Here is an 18,794-nt window from a genome sequence, read left to right as displayed (position 1 = left end):
TGGTATTTGAGTAATGTCCTTTTCGCTTCCCGGCTTCAGGACTCTCTCATTCTACCAAGAGGTTATTTTTTTGTTCAAACTCCATTTTCCTTCATTACAGGAATGCTGCCCCTTTTGTTTAAAAAGAAAAAGCTGCCTGATTAGCAACTGATCTAGTACATAAGAACCCTTTTATTTAAGTACATGTTTATTTACATGGTTGAAATTCAATGGATTTTGCTTGAAACATTTTATCTCGATATTCATAAACAATTACAATATTTCCAACAAAGCTGGAAGGAGATATTTGTCCAGCGACACTTACAATCAGGTGATTGTTTCTAACTTCATAGTCGACAATACTACCAAAACCAACATCATCAAACAGGTTTTCGGGTTTTATTTCTAAAGCGGTTATATCAACTGTACATTCTTTGTCACCGATAATGACCTTGGCATCTTTTACAGTTAACTTTGTTTTCACGTGCTTATGAATAATAACTAAAGGATTTTCAACAATCACTTCATTTACGTTTAAACCACTATTATTTAGTGCGTGAAAAACATAAACATCTTCCCATAAGACACCCGTTCCATAACCCTTTGTCAAGATTATGATTAATTCTTTCTTTTGGTCTTTGTTGATGTCCTCGTATATAATCTGTGGAGCATAGGTAGGGTTTGTTTCGCTAATCCAAAAAGGTCTAGAGTATAATCCCCCTTTGAAATTAATTTTGAAGTCCCTAAATAATCCATTCATTTTCTTAGCATAAAGGGTTATATTTTCTTTGTCGTTCCTGCTAACAATTTCATACCCTTCAATCTCTCCTCCTACAATGGTAGGTTGAATTATAAGAACAACTGACAAAATTAATCCAATATAGATCTTCATAGGCATCACCTCTTTTTTAGTGTTTCCTAGCCCTTTACTTTATTCAGCTACTGCCCCTTTAGTTTAAAAAGAAAAAATTGCCTGAATAGCAGCATGTACATAAGCACCTGTTTGTTATGGTCATTACTTATTTTGACAAATGTTTGTAATCTAATATCTCAATCTTAAAATCGTGATTACATTTCAACTTATTCAGCTTTCCACTGTTACAGGATGGGGATATTCTAACCTTAACTATATCTTCTGTATCATTATCATTATTTTTTGAAGGAATAAGAATTCTTACGGTAACATCATAAGAATGATTATCATTGTAATTTATACCGATGATTCTTTGCCATTGCCAGTCAAAAAGAGAATCGCCACCATACTCTCTAATTATTCTTTTATCGATAATGGGAAACACAAGGTCTGAAACAATATCTTCTGTTGTAATATAGATATCTTCTGCATTTGGAACAGATTCTGCTGTAACCGTTTGTAAATGAGCAAAAGCAAATAATAAAATACCCAATATGATTAAGTATTGTTTAAAAATAAAATTCACCCCATTTTTAGATTTCCCAGTTAATATCCCAAGTTTTTCATTCTTTATCCAACAAACCTGCACCGTTTGTTCATTAAGAAAAGTGCTGCCTGGAATGGCAACACTTTTTTCAACTCTTCCACCCGTTAAGCTTAATTAAGATTTCTTGTTACCGAGTTAAATGTTCTTTAATAATCTGTTTAAAATATGGCTTAAAATCATTTCAATAGTTTGTTGAGAATCCTCATTAACTACTGTTAATAGCACACTAACACGATCTTTTTTATCTGCCTTACTTTCAAAGTTTTCGACTCGTTTTAGATTCATAAGTTTATCAATCTATTTGAACTACGCTGAGTTACCTGTATTTTAACTTCACCAAAGGAAGGAGAGAGCTTAACAATAAAAGCTTCCTCTCCATTGGAGAATCTGTAGGTTGCTTCATTATAATAAAGGTAAGCCTTTTAAAGTAGAATCAAATACCATTATCCGATTAGAATAGCGAAAGAAAGTCGTTTTCTTCTGGAAATGTAGGCATCCTGGCCCTTAAGTTGAAAAGGAAAAAAGCTGCCTGATTAGCAGCTGATCTTGAACATAAACACCTTTTTGTTGATGAAGGTTAATCCATATTTTCTGCAATCTTTTTAAGTGCCTTTGCTCGCGAAATAATAAATGCCGTCATATATTTCTCCAAAAATAACTTATCCACTACAATGCCAATTGGACCAAAGGGTGATTTATACTGGAATATATCAATCATTATAGTTCCGCCAGTATCTTCAATAAATTGATGGGTATGAACAAAGGAATGGAAAGCTCCTCTCACCATAACATCTACAAACTTATAAGGTTTTTCCATTAATGTCACTTTGGCTGTTAGCCTTTGTTTTATTCCATAGTGAATGGCTTCCCAGGTAACGGTATCGCCTTGTTCTAATAACCCTTCTGTCACTCCATCAATAGCTCTTTCCATTGTATTAGAGGTCGTTTGAGTATGAATATGGACGTTTCTTGCAAGGTTAAAACATATTTCTATCGGTGCTTTAATAAATTGTTGATGATCAATAACAGGCATAGATATCTCCTTTTACAAACACTTAATAACATATTATAATTCGTTGGAGTCGATATTAACTATTCTTATTAAGAAACCTTCCCTATTGTTTAAGTACTCTCCTTCATAATTTCTTACAATAATATTAAGTAATAGCACCTATACAGTTTCTGTTGAAAATTCATAAAAATAATAAACATACTGTCACAACATACATCACCTAATTGCCTATTAGTTAGAGAGCATGTATCGGAGTAAATTCAGGAAAAGGTGCAAACCATATAAGCTTGCGGCTATATATAGGCGACTAAGTTTAATTTTCTTGGTTTATGACTGGATCTCAATAAATAATTATAAAATAATTAATTTAGGTTAATTAATTTAGTGTCTCCATCTAAAATCACTTTCCCTTTTCCTACCTTGATAAGGTTGTGTCCCTTTATTTTTTTATCCTCAATCGGATGTTTACTTCCAACAATCGTCATGTTCTGAATTCCTTTACCATCATCCATTCCATAGATGTAAACATAGGGATAAACTGATTTTAATGTGCTATTCATCGATTCAATCAACAAATCTCCTTTCTGTTCACCAATTGCATTAATAACTATAATACCTTTACTGTTTAACTTCTCACTTGTAAGCTCAAAAAACTCTTTTGATATTAGATGAAACGGAATTTGAGTTGTGTTGTTATAGGCGTCTAAAAAGATTAGATCAAATTTACTTTGCTGCTCTTTCAGGATTTTTCTTCCGTCCCCTATCTCTACACTATTTCCATTGTATTGAAAATATTGACGGCTAATCTCTAATACCTCTTCATCGATTTCCGCTACAAGAACATTTTTATTCGCATTTTCAAACTTTCGTGTTAATGTTCCTATACCATGGCCAATCATATAGACTTCTTTACTCTCTGGAGCAAATTTCTTAGAAACCTCCCACACGCTTTTAGAATAATCCAAGAGAAGTTTATCAGGCTGTTCCATATCCATCATTCCCTGAATAGTTGTTTCATTGCCGAAGGTAAGTGAGCGAAACCTTCCTTCTTTACCTTGATAGAAATCCTTTTCGAATACATAAATATCATGGTAAAGACTTGTCTTTTTCAAAAGAATGTCTTGGGATTTCTCTCCAACTGGAAGAAAAGGAAGGGCAATAAACAGAGCTGGAATGATCAATAAAAAACCTTGTTTCTTTGTTTTAGTATCACAATAAAAAATGCTTGTTAAATATATAAGTCCAGCCAGGAGCCCAATAATGGAGTTAATATTAATCCATGGTATTAGCCAGAAAGTCGTCACAAGTGTTCCAAGAACGCTTCCGATGGCTGATGCTGAATGTAAGCTGCCAATCATTTTCCCGCTTGCCAATTCTCCTAAACCATCCTTCATAAGGATAGTACCGATGATACTGAGAAGAAAATTGGGGATTAAATAAAGCAAGAGGACACCTAGCGTTGTACCAGGAGTACTTGAAAGCGATTCAAGTAATGGAAAGAGTGTAGTTTTAATCCAGGGAATAATAGCTATCGAAAGAATACCAATAAGGTAGATAAATAACATGATTTCTCGAATATTTGCTTTATCAGCTAGATACCCGCCAACTATGTATCCTGCACTCGAACCAATCAGGAAAACAGAGATAATAATTCCCCATGTGTAAACAGTGTTTCCAAATGACGGGGCAATAAGTCTTGTGGCTGTCATTTCCAATCCCATTATTACAAAGCTGACAACAAATAACGTTAAATAGATTTTTGACTTCATACAGATCTCCGTTCCAACGTAATAATGTTCATATGTATTCAATTCTTTTAGTTTTAAAAAATAAAACTCTGGCATACCATCATCTTTTCGTATGACAAAAACGCAAAGAGCCTGCCTTCTAACACTTCTAAGTCCTAAAAGAATTTCAGTTTTTTTGTTTGGTTCACTTCTCCGGATCAATAGAAGTAATCTCTCCATTGTTGTTTGTTGCTGTAAGGGTTAAATTACTTCCTTTACCACATTTAAACCTTCTATCTGGTTCAAGTTTTCAGTGGTATCATTTATTTGTGTAGCCTGATAATAAAATATCAGTTTCTCTTCTTTTAACTAGGTTAAATCGCAAAAATCCCAGCGTTAAATGTTCTTTGCCCTTTTCATTGTGACCGCTTTTTTAATAGCATGTGCACCTATAAAAATTGAAAAAACACTTCTAATGGTAATCAGCAATAATAACAGAAATTTATTCTTTGTTTTGCTTATCCCTTATATAAGCCTTTCAGAGTTATAATCGTGTGAAGAACAAGCGAGAATGGAATTTCCAAGCTCTGTTAAGCTGTATTCCCCCAAAGGTTTGGTACATCATTCCTCTTCTTTATATTAAAGTAAATATTATTTCATATATGTTTGGAGAAAGTATGGAGATGAAGGAAAAAATCTTTTATTATCGAGTTAGTTTCATCACAATATAAGTGACATATGATAAAAAACTCTAAATCAGCTTGTAATACTCATTGATTCCCTGGGGTCATATCCTACTAGGTAACAAATGCTAGTTAAATTTGTTCAGTGCTTACCAAAAATCCTCTTGGACATTTAATGTCCAAGAGGAAGAAGTGATGGAAATAATATTTTTAGATTATCCAAGATTGCCAAGATAATATAATTTTGAAGGCTAGCTTTACGTTGTTCCTATATTATTAGAAATCACCGATTCCTTTGAGGTATAAAAATAATATATGGGTTTCAATTCATCGGGGAATTAAGATACAAAATTTTGCTTAATGACTTCACTGGAATTCCTATTACTCTTATCAACTATACTTGCACAAACAGCATCACCCAGTACATTTACAGAGGTTAATGCCATATCGACTAATCTAAATAATCCCAAGATAATTGCTATGCCTACCCCGTCAATCGGTAAACCTACTGCAAGGAATACCATTGACAGGGAGACTATTCCTCCACCGGGTATCGCAGGTGCCCCAATTGAAGCTAGCAAAGAAATTAAGACTATAGTTAAATATTGAGCAAGGCCTAACTCTATCCCGTTAAGCTGGGCGACAAAAACGGCAGCTACTCCATGGCTCATAGAGGCACCGTTCATATTTATGGTCATTCCAAGCGGGAGAACAAAAGAACTTACATCTTTAGATATTTTCAGCTCATTTTCACAGCAGCTTTTTGTGACTGGGAGTGTGGCAGCACTACTGCTTGTTGCAAAGGCGGTTCCTACAGCGGGTATCATTTTATGAAAGAAATGAGCCGGCTTAATTTTTGTGAAAAGAGAAATCATCGATCCATAAGTAAAGGCAACATGAACAATCAATCCAACAGCAATGACAACAAGATACTTCACCATTGACCCAACCAGCTCCAATCCTGCGGTGCCAATAGAAGTAGCAACAAGTGAGAAAGCCGCGTAAGGGATAACTTTCATGATTATTTGGACAAGTTTCATCATGAGCTCGTTAAGTTGATTTATAAACTGATTAATAGTTCCTGCCCTATCCCCTAGCAGAGCTAAGCCAATGCCAAAAAAATTGAAAATGTTAGGACTTGCAGCATATCCCCGGAAGTAAAAGCTTCAAAGGGATTACTGGGTATAATGTTCAAAATAGTGTCCTTAAGTGTTGGTATTTCTACAGTGTCAGTTGCTGAAGCCCCATGTCCATTATGGTTCTCATTTTGTGATATAGATGAAGATTCAGGGATTACGACATTTTTACCAGGTCCAATTATGATTGCTGCAATAATTCCGATGGAGCAGGCTATCATGGTAGTCACTACAAATAAAATAACTGTTTTCCCACCTAACTGTCCTAATTTCTTTGGACTTCCAATTGAGGTAATACTTAATACAACTGCCGAAAATACTAGAGGAATCACAATCATTTTTATTGCTTTTATGAACAATTCACCGATTGGACTAAAAATATAGGAATTTAAAATTCCGTATAGATTTGGAGCAAAGATGCTTAAACCTAAACCAGTAAGGACTCCCAACATAATAGCAATAAGAGTTTTGGTTGCTAATTTCACCCCTTGTTCCCCTTTAGATTAAGGTTGTTTAAATAATATTAACAACCTTCTAAATTACACTCCTTTATAGCCATGTGATGTAATCATCAAAAGCACACGGTCACTTTCGTCCATTTTCCCTTCTTTGACCAGTTTTGAGACAGCAGGCCATGTTACAGCTGCAGACCCTTCAGCAAAAATCCCTCTTTTAGCTAACTCCAATTGAGCCTTTTCAACTTCAGTATTGGTAACCACTACAGCTCCACCTCCTGAAGATCTTATTGCTTCTAAAGATTGGTACGTAACCGTTTCTCCACCAATAGAAGGTAAAAGACTTGAATCGCCTCTAAATTTCCCTCTGTAATCCCTCCCTTGAAGAACATGAGCCAAGCGCGGAAAAGGTTCCACGGCATATAAACGAGGTAAGGATTCAATCCATCCTAGCCGTAGCGATTCAACAAATCCTTCCCAAATCCCCCAAAGCAGGTCCCCTCTTGCACAAGGTATAATAACAGCAGTAGGCTGATATTCTCTCATTTGCTCAACGATCTCATATGCCACCGTTGTGTATCCTTGAACTCCAAACATATTGCTTCCCACCGGAGGAATGCTGTAGTTTGTGGCTGGATAGTCGCCTTCTTCCACCATCTTTCGGACTGTTTCCCATCTTTCGAATGAACTTTGTACTTTAATAATTTCAGCACCATAAAGGCGAATTGCTTTTTCCCAAGCTACATTAATTTTTGGGGTTGTCACAATTTTGCAGTGTAATCCTCCAGCAGCTGCATAAGCTGCCAATGATGCACCCGCGTTGCCGCTAGAAGCAGCAATTACCGTTGATCGATTCAAGGAAGCAGCTCTTGCAACTATTAGTGGGCTCATCCTGTCCTTATGGGATCCAGTGGGATTTTGTCCCTCATTTTTCAACCAAAGTTCGGGTATACCTAGTTCACTTCCAAGGCCTTTTATATTAATAATCGGCGTTTCCCCTTCACCAAGAGTAGGAAAAGATTTGTAGGGCAATCGTTCTGCGTACCGAAACATACCTTTTGCTGACTTGTTTATGTTCCATGGTATGTCTTTTTGATACAAAACTCTGAGACTTGAAGGTTCATGTTTTTCCAAACATAGAGGGCAACCCGTAAAGTAATCATTTGGTGAAAAATGCTGGTTGCATTTAATGCATTCAAAAACTTTCACAGTATTATTCCAAATATGCACAATACCCCTCCCTAAAATTTAAAATATTTAGAATTATTAAAATATATGATAATATTAATGGACGACAATTTATTTGTAAAACGAATATTTTTAATTACAGTAATTTGTTTTTTGAATATATTTAAGGAGGGCTCTAATGGATATTGAACAGCTTAAAGCCTTTATATTTGTTGCCAATACAAAAAGCTTTACGCGTACAGCAGAATTACTAAATGTTGTACAGTCAACTGTTACAACCAGGATTCAAATGCTTGAAAAACAATTGGGTAAAGACTTATTTGAAAGGGACAAGAGAAACATCAAATTAACAGAATCAGGTAAAATTTTTCTCGCATATGCGGAGAGAATATTGGAATTAAACAATGAAGGGATAAAGGCTGTTCAATTAGAAAATAGCTTTAGTGAACATCTAATAATAGGCACTACACACGCACTATGGGATTACGTACTATTTGAATCCATGGAGAATTTTCAACAAACACATCCTAAAATTTCATTATCTTTAGTCACGGAGCATTCTGATATTTTAATTAGAAAAATGATTGATGGATTAATCGATATCGCTATAGTGTTCTATCCAATTAATCATGCCAGTATTACTATGGAGCTAATTATTGAGGATTCTTTTGTTCTGGTTGCCGATCCGAGTTTTCCTGTTCCTAATAATTTCGTTTTAGACAAAGACCTGCGGAACTGCAATTACATTCATTTAAATTGGGGAGGAACATTTACGGAGTGGTTTAGAGGAATTTCTTCTAATCAAGATTTTTACCATATACAAGTTGATCATGTTTCACTTTTATTAAAGTTCTTGAAAACACGAACCGGACTTGGTTTTCTTCCCAATACAGTTGCTAAACGTTTAATCCAGCAAGAGAATGTAATTAATGTGCCTTTTCTTACGGAAATTGCCATGCCGAAAAGGTCTATCTATCTACTGAAAAGAAAAATGACAAAATCAATAGAGAACTCTGAATTACTCATAAAGGTATTAAAGGCAACTTTTTTGTGATTTATTTTTGATGGTGCTCAATCTAGTATTTAATGAGGTCATAATGGTTAAACCACCTTATTGATTTTCTAAAGAGCATCCTTTTTAAAAATCAAATCCCTGTAAGAAAAACACTTCATTCCTACAGGGTGAATTTTTATATATTTTTCTCAGATAGATCTCCTTTTGTTAGTTTCTTTGCTTTTTAATTCTTTCCAAGAAGAACAGATTCAATTAATACTCTAGATATTCTTTAAGTTTCAGAAAAGAACCTATGCCGGAGGGACAAACGCTAAAACCTTTTTACTGCCACAGCATCCTCTACCTGCATAACAAAGTTTTGTTCAAAGTTTAAAGCTTTTAGTCTGACTTCCATATTCTCTATATCTTTGGAAAAAATCCGGTCTTTTTTAATTGATGGAACTATACTTCTACCAAATTTATATAACTGGTGAGTAATTGGCGCTAGTTTTGACATACCTCTATATTCAGCTGCCTGCATAGCACAAATATATTCAATTGATAGAACCTTTCTTGTATTATTAATAATTTTATATGCATATCGGGAACCTATAGTTCCCATGCTTACATGATCTTCTTGATTAGCAGAAGAAGGGATTGAATCTACACTAGCCGGATGAGCTAATTTCTTATTTTCAGATACTAAAGAAGCAGCACAATACTGCATGATCATTGCACCAGATTGTAACCCAGGCTCAGGACTAAGAAAAGGCGGCAGATCATTTAATTGGGGATTCACTAATCGTTCAACACGTCTTTCTGAAATGTTTGCCAGCTCTGCCATTCCAATAGATAAAAAGTCCATTGCAAAGGCAATTGGCTGTCCATGAAAGTTTCCGCCGGATAATATTTTATTATCGAAGATAAGCGGGTTATCTGTGGCTGCATTCATTTCAATTTCTAATTTTTCTTTTACATAATACAATACTTGCCATGTTGCTCCATGGACCTGTGGGATACAGCGCAGTGAATAAGCATCTTGAACTCTTAACTCCCCTTGCTTTGTAACGAGCTGACTACCATTCAAAATCTTCCTGATTCTTGCAGCTACCTCTATTTGTTCTTTGTACCCTCTAGCTAAATGTATATCCTCATCAAATGCATCGATAATCCCATGAAGTCCTTCAATTGTAAGTGAAGAAATATAGTCTGCCTGCAATGCAAGATTTTCTGCTTCAATATAAGCAACCGCACCCATTGCAGTCATTGCTTGCGTGCCATTGATAAGCGCCAGACCTTCTTTAGCTTTTAAGTAAATAGGCTGCAGCCCTACTTTATCAAATGCCTCTAGAGTCTCCATTTTTTTATCTTGGTACACAACTTCACCTTCCCCAACTAAAACAAGTGCTATATGTGAAAGAGGTGCAAGATCCCCGCTTGCACCTAATGAGCCTTGTTGAGGTACAATGGGATGTATTTGATAATTTAATAAGTTTATTAATAATTCAATAACGTTCCTTCGGATACCAGATAAACCTTTCAGCAAAGCATTAATGCGAAATAAGACCATAGCTCTTGTTACAGTTTCTGAAAAAGGTTTGCCAGTGCCGCAAGCATGGCTTCTGATTAAATTTAATTGCAGCTCCTCTACATTCTTTTGTTGTATATAAACATTACTGAACTTACCGAACCCTGTTGTAATTCCGTATATTACTTGTTGGTTTGCAACAATATCATCAACAGCTTTCCTGCTTACTTTCACTTTGTCCCAAATATAATCAGGAACATAAATAGGTTCATTTTCAAAAACAATTTTAAATGCTTTTTCCATGGTTAACGAATTTCCTGTTAATTCAATCATAACAAACCACCCTTTTGGAAAATTAATTTCAATAAGATACGGCTACTCCGAATTTGCGAACTAAAAAAATGTGCATCAATAGATAGAATTCTTTAAAAGAATAGGGGACTATACCAACAGATTCTAAGCGTAGAAATCTGTTGATATAGTCCCCTGATAACTGATCACTATGGACTAATTAAATATGATTAATGCCTAAACCAATGGCTTCATGTTCAGAACCCTTCACCGGAGCACCTATTGTCCCATAAAGGGCCACTGCTATCCATTCCCCTTCTTCCTCTGAACTATATGGCTTGCCTCTAATTACTGCGAAACTTAATCCAACCGTTCGTAAAACAGTTCCTAATAATACTTGCCCTCTTGTGACACCGTGAAGTGCTTCCATAATTGCGTGATATAGTGCATGCGTTTCACGGTATATGTCTTTTTCAATAACTTGATTTTGCCTGGCTGCTGTTTCAATAGAGGCAACCACCTTCTGCGTTTCCATGGATCCCGTCTTTCCTTGACAATATATATAACCTTGTAATCTTAAATCCTTGATGAACTCTGGTTCTAGCTTCTCTTGGCCCAATAGAGCCAAAAGCATTGCGTTTCTTCCGATTCTTGAATCAGGTCTTACGTTCATTAGGCAGACACTCACAATTCTGTTAAATTGTATGACTAAAGGAATATATTAATCTTATTAACAGATCATTATTTTGTCAATACTGAATTTTCTAATAATTTCATTCCCACTAAATGGCATGCTACAAAATGTTGATCGTCTACCTGTTTTAAAATGGGTTTTTCCCTATAGCACTCCTCTGTTACATATGGACACCTTGTTCGATAAACACAGCCGCTGGGAGGATCGGTTGGATTTGGTAAATCTCCTGAAATGGTCATTTGATCTTTGGATTCCTCTATATTTGGGTCAGGAATCGGGATTGCTTTTAGAAGAGAACTAGTATATGGATGAAGCGGGTTTTCGTAGAGGTTATTACTAGGTGCTAATTCCATCATATTTCCTAAATACATCACACCGATGCGATTACTGATTAATCTCACCATCGATAAATCATGTGAAATAAAAATATACGTTAGCTTCTTCTTCTTCTGGAGTTCCATTAGTAGATTAACAATTTGTGCCTGGACGGAAACATCAAGGGCTGATATAGGTTCATCCGCTATGATAAACTGTGGTCTTACAGCCAATGCCCTTGCAATGCCAATCCTTTGTCTCTGACCACCGCTAAATTCATGAGCATAACGATTAGCATGCTCTCGCTTTAAACCTACAGTTTCAAGTAATTGATACACTTCCTCTTTTCTTGCCTCACCTTTTTTAATACGATGAATATCGAGGCCTTCTGCTATAATATCTGCAACCGTCATCCGCGGGTTTAAGGAAGCGTATGGGTCTTGAAATATCATTTGCATATTTTTGTGAAAGTCTTTTTTATCGTTATTAGATAACATATGCACATCTTTTCCTTTATAAACTACGTTACCTGATGTTGCCTGATATAAACGAATGATGGTCCTTCCAAGTGTTGATTTACCACATCCGGATTCGCCTACCAATCCAAGTGTTTCTCCTTCATAAATATCAAACGAAATATCATCAACCGCTTTTAACTCTAATCCTTTCCCTATTTGAAATTGTTTTGTTAGGTTTTTTACTTCCAGGATTTTTTCCATCAAGTGCTCCCTTCATTTCTAAGTCGAGATAATAGATAATCTCTGCATCGGCAAGGCTAATAGGCTTTCATTGATTAGGAAAAATACATATTTATCGAAATTTAGTGAATGTACGGTTTCTTATTCATTAGCCGCTATAGGTGCTGCTTTGTTAGATGCAGTTTTGGGGGCTCGCGGATCCATTAACCAGCAATTTAGATGATGTGTGCGTGAAAGTACTGTTTTATCCGGATTATGTTCATCACAAACTTCCATTGCAAAAGGACATCGCGGAGAAAAGGCGCAGCCCTTTGGAGGCTCTGAAAGGTCCGGTGGAGTACCGTCGATGGCCGTTAACTTTTGGGTTCGGTTGTGATCAAGTTTAGGTACAGACTCTAATAATCCAAGAGTGTAGGGGTGCTTAGGTTTGTAAAAGATTTCATTTTTTGTACCACTTTCGACTATTTTTCCAGCATACATAATATTGACTCGATCCGAAAATCTTGCCACTACCCCTAAATCATGTGTAATAAGAATAATCGCCATGCCCATTTTTTGCTGTAGATCTTTTAATAGATCTAGAATTTGAGATTGAATGGTGACATCTAAAGCTGTTGTGGGTTCGTCTGCAATTAAAAGATCAGGTTTGCAAATCAGCGCCATAGCTATGACAATTCGCTGCCTCATTCCACCGCTAAGTTGATGAGGATATTTTGAAAAGCAATGTACAGGGTTCGGTATTCCTACTAGCTTTATAATTTCAATTGTTTGTTCCTTTGCTAACTTTTTATTATAGCCCTTATGAATAATAAGACCCTCAGCAATTTGATCGCCAACCTTCATTGTCGGATTTAATGAAGTCATCGGATCCTGAAATACCATTCCTATCTTTGCCCCACGAATCTTAGATAGCTGTTTTTTCTTCATTGTGGTTATTTCTTTCCCGTTAAACAATATGGATCCCTTGGGGATGGTGCAAGTTTTCTCAGGCAGCAATTTCATAATACTTTTTGCAGTAACTGATTTCCCGCATCCCGATTCCCCGACGATAGCAAGAACTTCCCCTTTATTGATATGAAAAGAAACCCCGCGGACCGCTTGGATATGCCGGTTATTAGAGTGAAATTGAACGTGAAGATCTTTTACTTCTAGAAGTTTGTTCATTTTTATCCTCCTTACTTTGATGAAAGTTAAAATTTAGAGGTTCTTATTTTTTAAGTTTTGGATCTAGTGCATCCCTTAAGCCATCTCCCAATACGTTAAAAGAAAACATGGTTAATGAGATAAATAAAGCTGGAAAAAATAAGCGCCATATCTCACCTGTTAATAAGGTGACAAGACCTTCTGACGTCATTGTTCCCCAGCTTGCAAGCGGAACAGGTACACCAAGTCCTAAAAAACTTAAAGTTGCTTCGGCAAATATTGCACCAGGGACAGATAGCGTCATGCTTACAATGATTGGGCCCATAGCATTTGGAATCAGGTGTTTAAAAAGCACTCTGAAAAAGTTTCCCCCTAATACCTGTGATGCTAATACAAATTCAGACTCTTTCAATCTCAAAATTTCCCCACGGACTAAACGGGCCATTCCAATCCATCCAGTTGCGGCCATAGCAATGATAATGGTGAGTAATCCAGGCTTTAATACGACCATTAATAGAATTGTCACAAGCAAATGAGGCAATCCATAAAGGATGTCTACGATTCGCATCATGACTTCATCTGTTTTTCCACCTTTGTAGGCTGCAATACCTCCCCATATAACACCAATTATTAAGTCCAATAAAACGGCTGTTATTCCAATAAAGAGGAAATTCTGGCGCCTATCCAAGTCCTTGAAAATATATCTCTTCCTAAATCGTCTGTTCCAAACCAAAAACCTTTTGATGGGGGAGATTAGCATTTAGCAGACTTTGGTCAGAATACGAATAAGGTACAAGCATTGGACCTATAATGGACATTGCGATTAAAAGAATTATCATACTGAATCCTGTCATAGCTAGCTTGTTTTGTTTCAGTCTTCTCAATGCGTCTCTCCAAAATGAAACACTTGGTTTACTAAGTAGTTTCTCCTCTCTGTTTTTTTCTTAAATACAAAGAGCTCATCCCGAACTGGCTGCATTTGGCTATCCCCTCCCTCTAAGAAGCTTTATTCTTGGATCGATAAGAACATAGGCAATGTCGACTAATATAACAAAGAATATTAGAATAGCACTATAAAAAACTGTAGTCCCTAAAATCAATGGATAATCCCTATCAGTAATGCCTTCCACAAAATATTTACCTAATCCAGGCACACCGAAGATTTGTTCAATTACAAAGCTGCCTGTTAATACAGTGGCTGTAATGGGACCCAGAATAGTTACAACCGGAATCATAGCATTTCTAAGCACATGCCTAAACACGAATCTTGTACCTGTTACTCCTTTGGCCATCGCTGTCTGGATATAATCCATCGATAAGACCTCAAGAATACTTGATCGAGTTAGGCGGGCGATATATGCCATTGGTGTCACGGCTAGGGCAACACTAGGCAAAACAGAGTGCTTCCAAGTCCCCCAAGTGGCAACAGGAAACCATTGCATTTTAATAGCAAAAAAGTTAATTAAAACTGTTGCGAATATGAAGCTGGGAACGGAAAGGCCAAGAATAGCAATAATCATTGAAAAATAGTCAATTGCACTATTGTGTCGAATTGCAGCAAGAATGCCTAATGCAATGCCAAAAAAGGTTGCAATAATAATTGCTTGCAAACCAATCAAAGCAGAAACTGGAAACCCGCTTGCTATTAATTCATTCACTGTTTGATTGTCCCACTTGATCGAAGGACCAAAGTCGAATAATAAGGCTCCCTTAAGATACTTAAAATATTGAATGTACATGGGATCACTAAGTCCATAATGCTCTTTTAAGTTTTCAACTACTTGTTCTGGTATTCGATTTTCACTTGTAAAAGGATCTCCTGGTATGGCGTACATTAATAAAAAGGTAAGTGAAATAATTACGAACAATGTCATAAAGACACTAATAATTCTCCTAGTCAGAAACTGGCGCATATTTCCCCTCCTTTATTTTTGAGAAGCAACTGGATAGAACAAACTGAAAAAGTGTACGCTTTGTACACTCTTCCAGTTATTAAAAGCTACATAAACTAAAATTTTCACCGGTTTACCTATCTTTTATCACTACTTTACATATGCCTCTCGGAAATCAATGGCCTGGATAGTATATTGATAAATTCCATTTATATGATCCTTTTGCAGATACACCTTTGTACGATAATAAAGAGGAGAAATAGCCATCTGGTCTATCAGAACCTTTTCAGCCTCAACCAAATACTTGGCACGATTTTCTAGGTTTAATTCTGCTTCTGCTTTTTTCATTAATAGATCGTACTCTGGAATTGAGATATTGCTATAGTTATAAACATCCCCGGTCATGAATTGTCCCATTAAATTACTGGCATCGTCATAGTCAGCACCAGTACTGTATATAGCGAACTGATAATCTCCTGCTTGGACATTTTGAACAAAAACCTTCCGCTCCATTGTTTGGAGCTCCACTTCTATGCCTAAGTTTTTCTTCCACATTTCCTGCATGGCCTGTGAAAGCTTATTGTACGTATCGTCCGTATAGAATAGTAGATTCATTTTCGGGAAAGCGGAAAGTTCTAATTCATCAAGTCCCTCCTGGAGCAAAGTTTTTGCAGTTTCAACATCATTATCCTGAAACAATGTGTCACCGGCCAATTCCCTAAATTCCCCAGCACCGCTACTCAGTCCTATTGGTATTAAACCTAGAGCTGGAATTTCTCCTCCTTGTGTCACTTTTTCTACTAAGAGATTTCTATCGAGTGCCAGACTTAATGCCTGGCGTATTTTTTCATTAGCAAAAATTTTATCATTATGATTAAAACGTAAATAAGCCAAACTTGCGCTCGGTGCTGTTTTTGCCTCTCCAGATGAAATTAATTTATTTCTAATTGAATTTGGTAAATTAGCAGAGAAATCCAGTTCATTTGATTGGTACATGGCATATTCTGTGTTTTGTTCATTCACCATCACCCACTTTAACTTATCCAGTTTTACGACATCTTTTCCCCAATAATTTTCATTAGGTACCATTATTAATTCTTGTCCGTGCTTCCAGCTCTCTATTTTAAATGGACCGTTTGAAACAAAAGACTCAGCTTCTGATGCCCATTTTGTATTTGCTTGATCTACTTCTTTGTTTATAGGTAATAGTGTGAAAAACGCTGTTAATCCCAAAAAGAAAGAAGTTGGTTTTTCTAAAGTAACCTCAAGGGTATATTCATCTACTGCTTTAACACCTAGCTCAGCGGGATCCTTAATCGTTCCTTCGTTATATGCTGCTCCATTTTTTATAAAAAATAGATTACTTCCAAGTGGGGCAGCAACTTCTGGACGCAATACCTTCTCCCAGGAATAAACAAAATCTTCTGCTTGTACTTGGTCACCGTTTGACCATTTTGCATTTTTATTTAAATGGAAAGTGTAAACAGTACCATCTTCAGAAACATCCCATTTTTCAGCTACACCTGGAGCAATGTTTCCTTCTTTATCCAAGCGAACAAGACCTTCAAATAATTGGTTTGATATATCCCCAGCAATCTGGTTATCTATTAAAGCCGGCTCAAGACTAGGAGGTTCGGATAATGCATTTATCGTAATTATTTGTTCTTTGTTAGCGGACTCCGTTTTATCGTTATTATTTTCTGTGCTGTTCTGATTATTAACCTGACTATTATTACTGCAAGCACTGATAAATAAACTAATTACTAAGAAGGTTAAAAATAATAATCGACTTCTCGTATTAATCATCAAATATCCCCCCATTATTCGTTTTTAATTTACGAAAACGCTAAGTTACTTGAGAATTTACTCCTTATCACCTCCGAAACCTACTTAAATATAAAAAAGGAAGCATATCGAATAACCATGCAAAATGCACATAGTGATTCGATATAGCCCCTTAATTTCAACTAATAACTGTAGACTATATAAGTATTGAATTTGATTATATATAATATTCAAAATATAATAATTAATCATAATATTAAGTAAATTTATTCGAATTGTCAATACTTCGTTTATATGGATTATTTAAAAGAGACACAAATAAAAAGGTATTTAGAGCAAAATAATAATTTTGTCATATTCTGCATAAATTCTTCAAATTTAAGACATATAATTTAAATTAGAAGTTTAGAAGGGACCATCATTTGTGCCAATATGTCTCTAAGCGGTACTTTACAGTTTGCCAATAATTAACCGGTTTGGCTGTATTAGCATGCCCTTTTTGGCTCTAACTGCGTGTATCATCATTTTATTTTTGGTATTAATTAAGATAATAGCTAAAATAAGAGGACCTTCTTGGGTGTCTATATATATATTGAATTAGGAAAATTAAATTTTTTAAAGTATGTAACTCCACTGGGTTTCCACCAAGAGTTATAAGCCCTTTTTACATATATGCTTCTCAAATATTCTAATAACCATTTTCATTATAATTATAGTGAAACAACGAAGGAGATTTTTATGAAAACTAAGAGATTGATCATACGTTGTGTAATTTTGTTGTTGCTTTTTGGTGCTGTCGGTTATACTCTTTACGCCAATTTGACAAAAGATAAAGTTTCAATAAAAGAAGGGACAGCTGCTCCTGATTTTTCTTTAGAAACCTTGGACGGAGATCAAATAAGATTATCTGATTTAAAAGGACAAGGGGTATTTTTGAATTTTTGGGGCACATGGTGTAAACCTTGTGAAAAAGAAATGCCATATATGGAGAATCAATATAAACAATATAAAGAGAAAGGTGTAGAAATTCTCGCGGTCAATATAGATGAAAGTGACTTAGCTGTCTCGACTTTCGTAAAAAAACATAACTTGACGTTTCCAATCTTGATGGACAGGGGAAGTGTTGTAACGGAATTATATAACATTGGCCCAATACCCACTACAATCTTAATTGATAAGGATGGGAATGTTGTTAAAACCTTAACTGGAACTTTGACTGAGGAAAATATAGGGGATTATATGAATTCAATTGCCCCATAACAAAACGCTGACTCCAAAGGTCGGTTAATAAAAATCCCAATTTCTCATTATTATATTGAGAAATTGGGATTTAATGTTTAATAGAATGCAAGTGACTTTTAAATCATGAATACCTTAATCTTAAGCCAAACGGTCAACTTATAATGTCCGCAGCGCATTTAAGACGGCAAATGCATTTCTTCATCAATTATCTAAATAATTTGTTTAGTAGATAGCTAAACTCTGCTATATCTATTATGGATTTGCTAAACTGCGAATATTCCAACCATTACAATTTCCCTGTAAAGAAATAAGTTTTCTTTAATTGCTACACTCTTATTATAATAAATAGGTGTGAAGCCTTTATATATTGTATTAAGGGTGGAAATTCTCAAACTAATTGTGACTTCATCCGTAGATTCCTATTCTCCAACCGTTGCTTGGTCCGATGACAACTTGGTTTGTTTTTTTAGTGGGAAGAATAAACTTGACCGCTATCGGAACTACCCATAATTACGCTGCTTCAGAGGAATAATGTTTCCTTCCTTTTTAAAGCATACAAGGCCGTCAAAAAA

13 protein-coding genes and 2 pseudogenes are annotated in these 18,794 nt (G+C 35.7%); 2 read left to right on the top strand and 13 right to left on the bottom strand.

The features are described 5' to 3' along the window. Positions 1-187 precede the first annotated feature (187 nt). The 6 genes and pseudogenes from M5V91_RS29380 to M5V91_RS29355 all read right to left on the bottom strand — a co-directional run bounded on the left by M5V91_RS29380 (position 188) and on the right by M5V91_RS29355 (position 7,505). A complete protein-coding gene (locus M5V91_RS29380) occupies positions 188-871 on the bottom strand; it encodes a hypothetical protein (RefSeq protein WP_009336048.1) in 684 nt (227 codons plus the stop codon). A gap of 127 nt (positions 872-998) precedes the next feature. After that, positions 999-1,481 carry a hypothetical protein gene (locus M5V91_RS29375; RefSeq protein ID WP_009336047.1) on the bottom strand — a complete coding sequence of 161 codons (483 nt, stop codon included), beginning with the start codon at positions 1,479-1,481 and terminating at the stop codon, positions 999-1,001. A 535-nt stretch (positions 1,482-2,016) separates the two neighbouring features. After that, positions 2,017-2,472, bottom strand: a complete 456-nt coding sequence (locus M5V91_RS29370) for an SRPBCC family protein (RefSeq protein ID WP_009336046.1) — start codon at positions 2,470-2,472, stop codon at positions 2,017-2,019. Between the two features lie 341 nt (positions 2,473-2,813). Beyond that, positions 2,814-4,220 (bottom strand): fused MFS/spermidine synthase, encoded by a 1,407-nt coding sequence (locus M5V91_RS29365; RefSeq protein WP_009336045.1) that lies wholly within the window; start codon positions 4,218-4,220, stop codon positions 2,814-2,816. A 979-nt stretch (positions 4,221-5,199) separates the two neighbouring features. Continuing rightward, positions 5,200-6,449: pseudogene (locus tag M5V91_RS29360) on the bottom strand (dicarboxylate/amino acid:cation symporter). Positions 6,450-6,536: 87 nt separating this feature from the next. Further along, the gene (locus M5V91_RS29355) at positions 6,537-7,505 is read right to left on the bottom strand and encodes a pyridoxal-phosphate dependent enzyme (RefSeq protein WP_232292561.1); all 969 of its coding nucleotides are present in this window, start codon (positions 7,503-7,505) and stop codon (positions 6,537-6,539) included. Between the two features lie 313 nt (positions 7,506-7,818). Here M5V91_RS29355 and M5V91_RS29350 point away from each other — a divergent pair, with 313 nt between their 5' ends. After that, positions 7,819-8,694 (top strand): LysR family transcriptional regulator, encoded by an 876-nt coding sequence (locus M5V91_RS29350; RefSeq protein WP_009336042.1) that lies wholly within the window; start codon positions 7,819-7,821, stop codon positions 8,692-8,694. 271 nt (positions 8,695-8,965) lie between these two features. Here the strand turns inward: M5V91_RS29350 and hutH are convergent, their stop codons facing one another. The 7 genes and pseudogenes from hutH to M5V91_RS29315 form a co-directional block, all read right to left on the bottom strand. Beyond that, positions 8,966-10,495 (bottom strand): histidine ammonia-lyase, encoded by a 1,530-nt coding sequence (gene hutH / locus M5V91_RS29345; RefSeq protein WP_009336041.1) that lies wholly within the window; start codon positions 10,493-10,495, stop codon positions 8,966-8,968. Between the two features lie 178 nt (positions 10,496-10,673). Continuing rightward, on the bottom strand, positions 10,674-11,126 hold the full coding sequence (gene hutP / locus M5V91_RS29340; protein WP_009336040.1) for a histidine utilization transcription antiterminator HutP: 453 nt from the start codon (positions 11,124-11,126) through the stop codon (positions 10,674-10,676). Between the two features lie 68 nt (positions 11,127-11,194). Further along, positions 11,195-12,181 (bottom strand): ABC transporter ATP-binding protein, encoded by a 987-nt coding sequence (locus M5V91_RS29335; RefSeq protein ID WP_009336039.1) that lies wholly within the window; start codon positions 12,179-12,181, stop codon positions 11,195-11,197. 120 nt (positions 12,182-12,301) lie between these two features. Then, the gene (locus tag M5V91_RS29330; protein ID WP_009336038.1) at positions 12,302-13,324 is read right to left on the bottom strand and encodes an ABC transporter ATP-binding protein; all 1,023 of its coding nucleotides are present in this window, start codon (positions 13,322-13,324) and stop codon (positions 12,302-12,304) included. Positions 13,325-13,367: 43 nt separating this feature from the next. After that, positions 13,368-14,223: pseudogene (locus tag M5V91_RS29325) on the bottom strand (ABC transporter permease); the annotation flags it as partial. Positions 14,224-14,286: 63 nt separating this feature from the next. Then, positions 14,287-15,216 (bottom strand): ABC transporter permease, encoded by a 930-nt coding sequence (locus tag M5V91_RS29320; RefSeq protein WP_009336036.1) that lies wholly within the window; start codon positions 15,214-15,216, stop codon positions 14,287-14,289. A 129-nt stretch (positions 15,217-15,345) separates the two neighbouring features. Then, positions 15,346-17,001, bottom strand: coding sequence for a peptide ABC transporter substrate-binding protein (locus M5V91_RS29315; protein WP_034297814.1), 1,656 nt, complete (start codon positions 16,999-17,001; stop codon positions 15,346-15,348). A 717-nt stretch (positions 17,002-17,718) separates the two neighbouring features. Between M5V91_RS29315 and resA the strand changes: the two genes are divergently transcribed. After that, entirely contained in the window at positions 17,719-18,240 is a 522-nt protein-coding gene (gene resA / locus M5V91_RS29310) for a thiol-disulfide oxidoreductase ResA (protein ID WP_009336034.1), read from the top strand. The last annotated feature ends 554 nt before the right edge of the window (positions 18,241-18,794 follow it).

Source organism: Cytobacillus pseudoceanisediminis, from assembly GCF_023516215.1.
GTDB lineage: Bacteria > Bacillota > Bacilli > Bacillales > Cytobacillaceae > Cytobacillus > Cytobacillus pseudoceanisediminis.
Note: the sequence above shows the minus strand (reverse complement) of the source record. Positions and strands in the feature narration are given on the sequence as shown.

What these genes read in the sequence shown, in the direction of transcription:
- M5V91_RS29380 (WP_009336048.1), bottom strand. Translation starts at nt 871, where the DNA reads ATGAAGATCTATATTGGATTAATTTTGTCAGTTGTTCTTATAATTCAA.
- M5V91_RS29330 (WP_009336038.1), bottom strand. Translation starts at nt 13,324, where the DNA reads ATGAACAAACTTCTAGAAGTAAAAGATCTTCACGTTCAATTTCACTCT.
- M5V91_RS29355 (WP_232292561.1), bottom strand. Translation starts at nt 7,505, where the DNA reads ATGTTTCGGTACGCAGAACGATTGCCCTACAAATCTTTTCCTACTCTT.
- hutH (WP_009336041.1), bottom strand. Translation starts at nt 10,495, where the DNA reads ATGATTGAATTAACAGGAAATTCGTTAACCATGGAAAAAGCATTTAAA.
- resA (WP_009336034.1), top strand. Translation starts at nt 17,719, where the DNA reads ATGAAAACTAAGAGATTGATCATACGTTGTGTAATTTTGTTGTTGCTT.
- hutP (WP_009336040.1), bottom strand. Translation starts at nt 11,126, where the DNA reads ATGAACGTAAGACCTGATTCAAGAATCGGAAGAAACGCAATGCTTTTG.
- M5V91_RS29335 (WP_009336039.1), bottom strand. Translation starts at nt 12,181, where the DNA reads ATGGAAAAAATCCTGGAAGTAAAAAACCTAACAAAACAATTTCAAATA.
- M5V91_RS29365 (WP_009336045.1), bottom strand. Translation starts at nt 4,220, where the DNA reads ATGAAGTCAAAAATCTATTTAACGTTATTTGTTGTCAGCTTTGTAATA.
- M5V91_RS29320 (WP_009336036.1), bottom strand. Translation starts at nt 15,216, where the DNA reads ATGCGCCAGTTTCTGACTAGGAGAATTATTAGTGTCTTTATGACATTG.
- M5V91_RS29315 (WP_034297814.1), bottom strand. Translation starts at nt 17,001, where the DNA reads ATGATTAATACGAGAAGTCGATTATTATTTTTAACCTTCTTAGTAATT.
- M5V91_RS29350 (WP_009336042.1), top strand. Translation starts at nt 7,819, where the DNA reads ATGGATATTGAACAGCTTAAAGCCTTTATATTTGTTGCCAATACAAAA.
- M5V91_RS29370 (WP_009336046.1), bottom strand. Translation starts at nt 2,472, where the DNA reads ATGCCTGTTATTGATCATCAACAATTTATTAAAGCACCGATAGAAATA.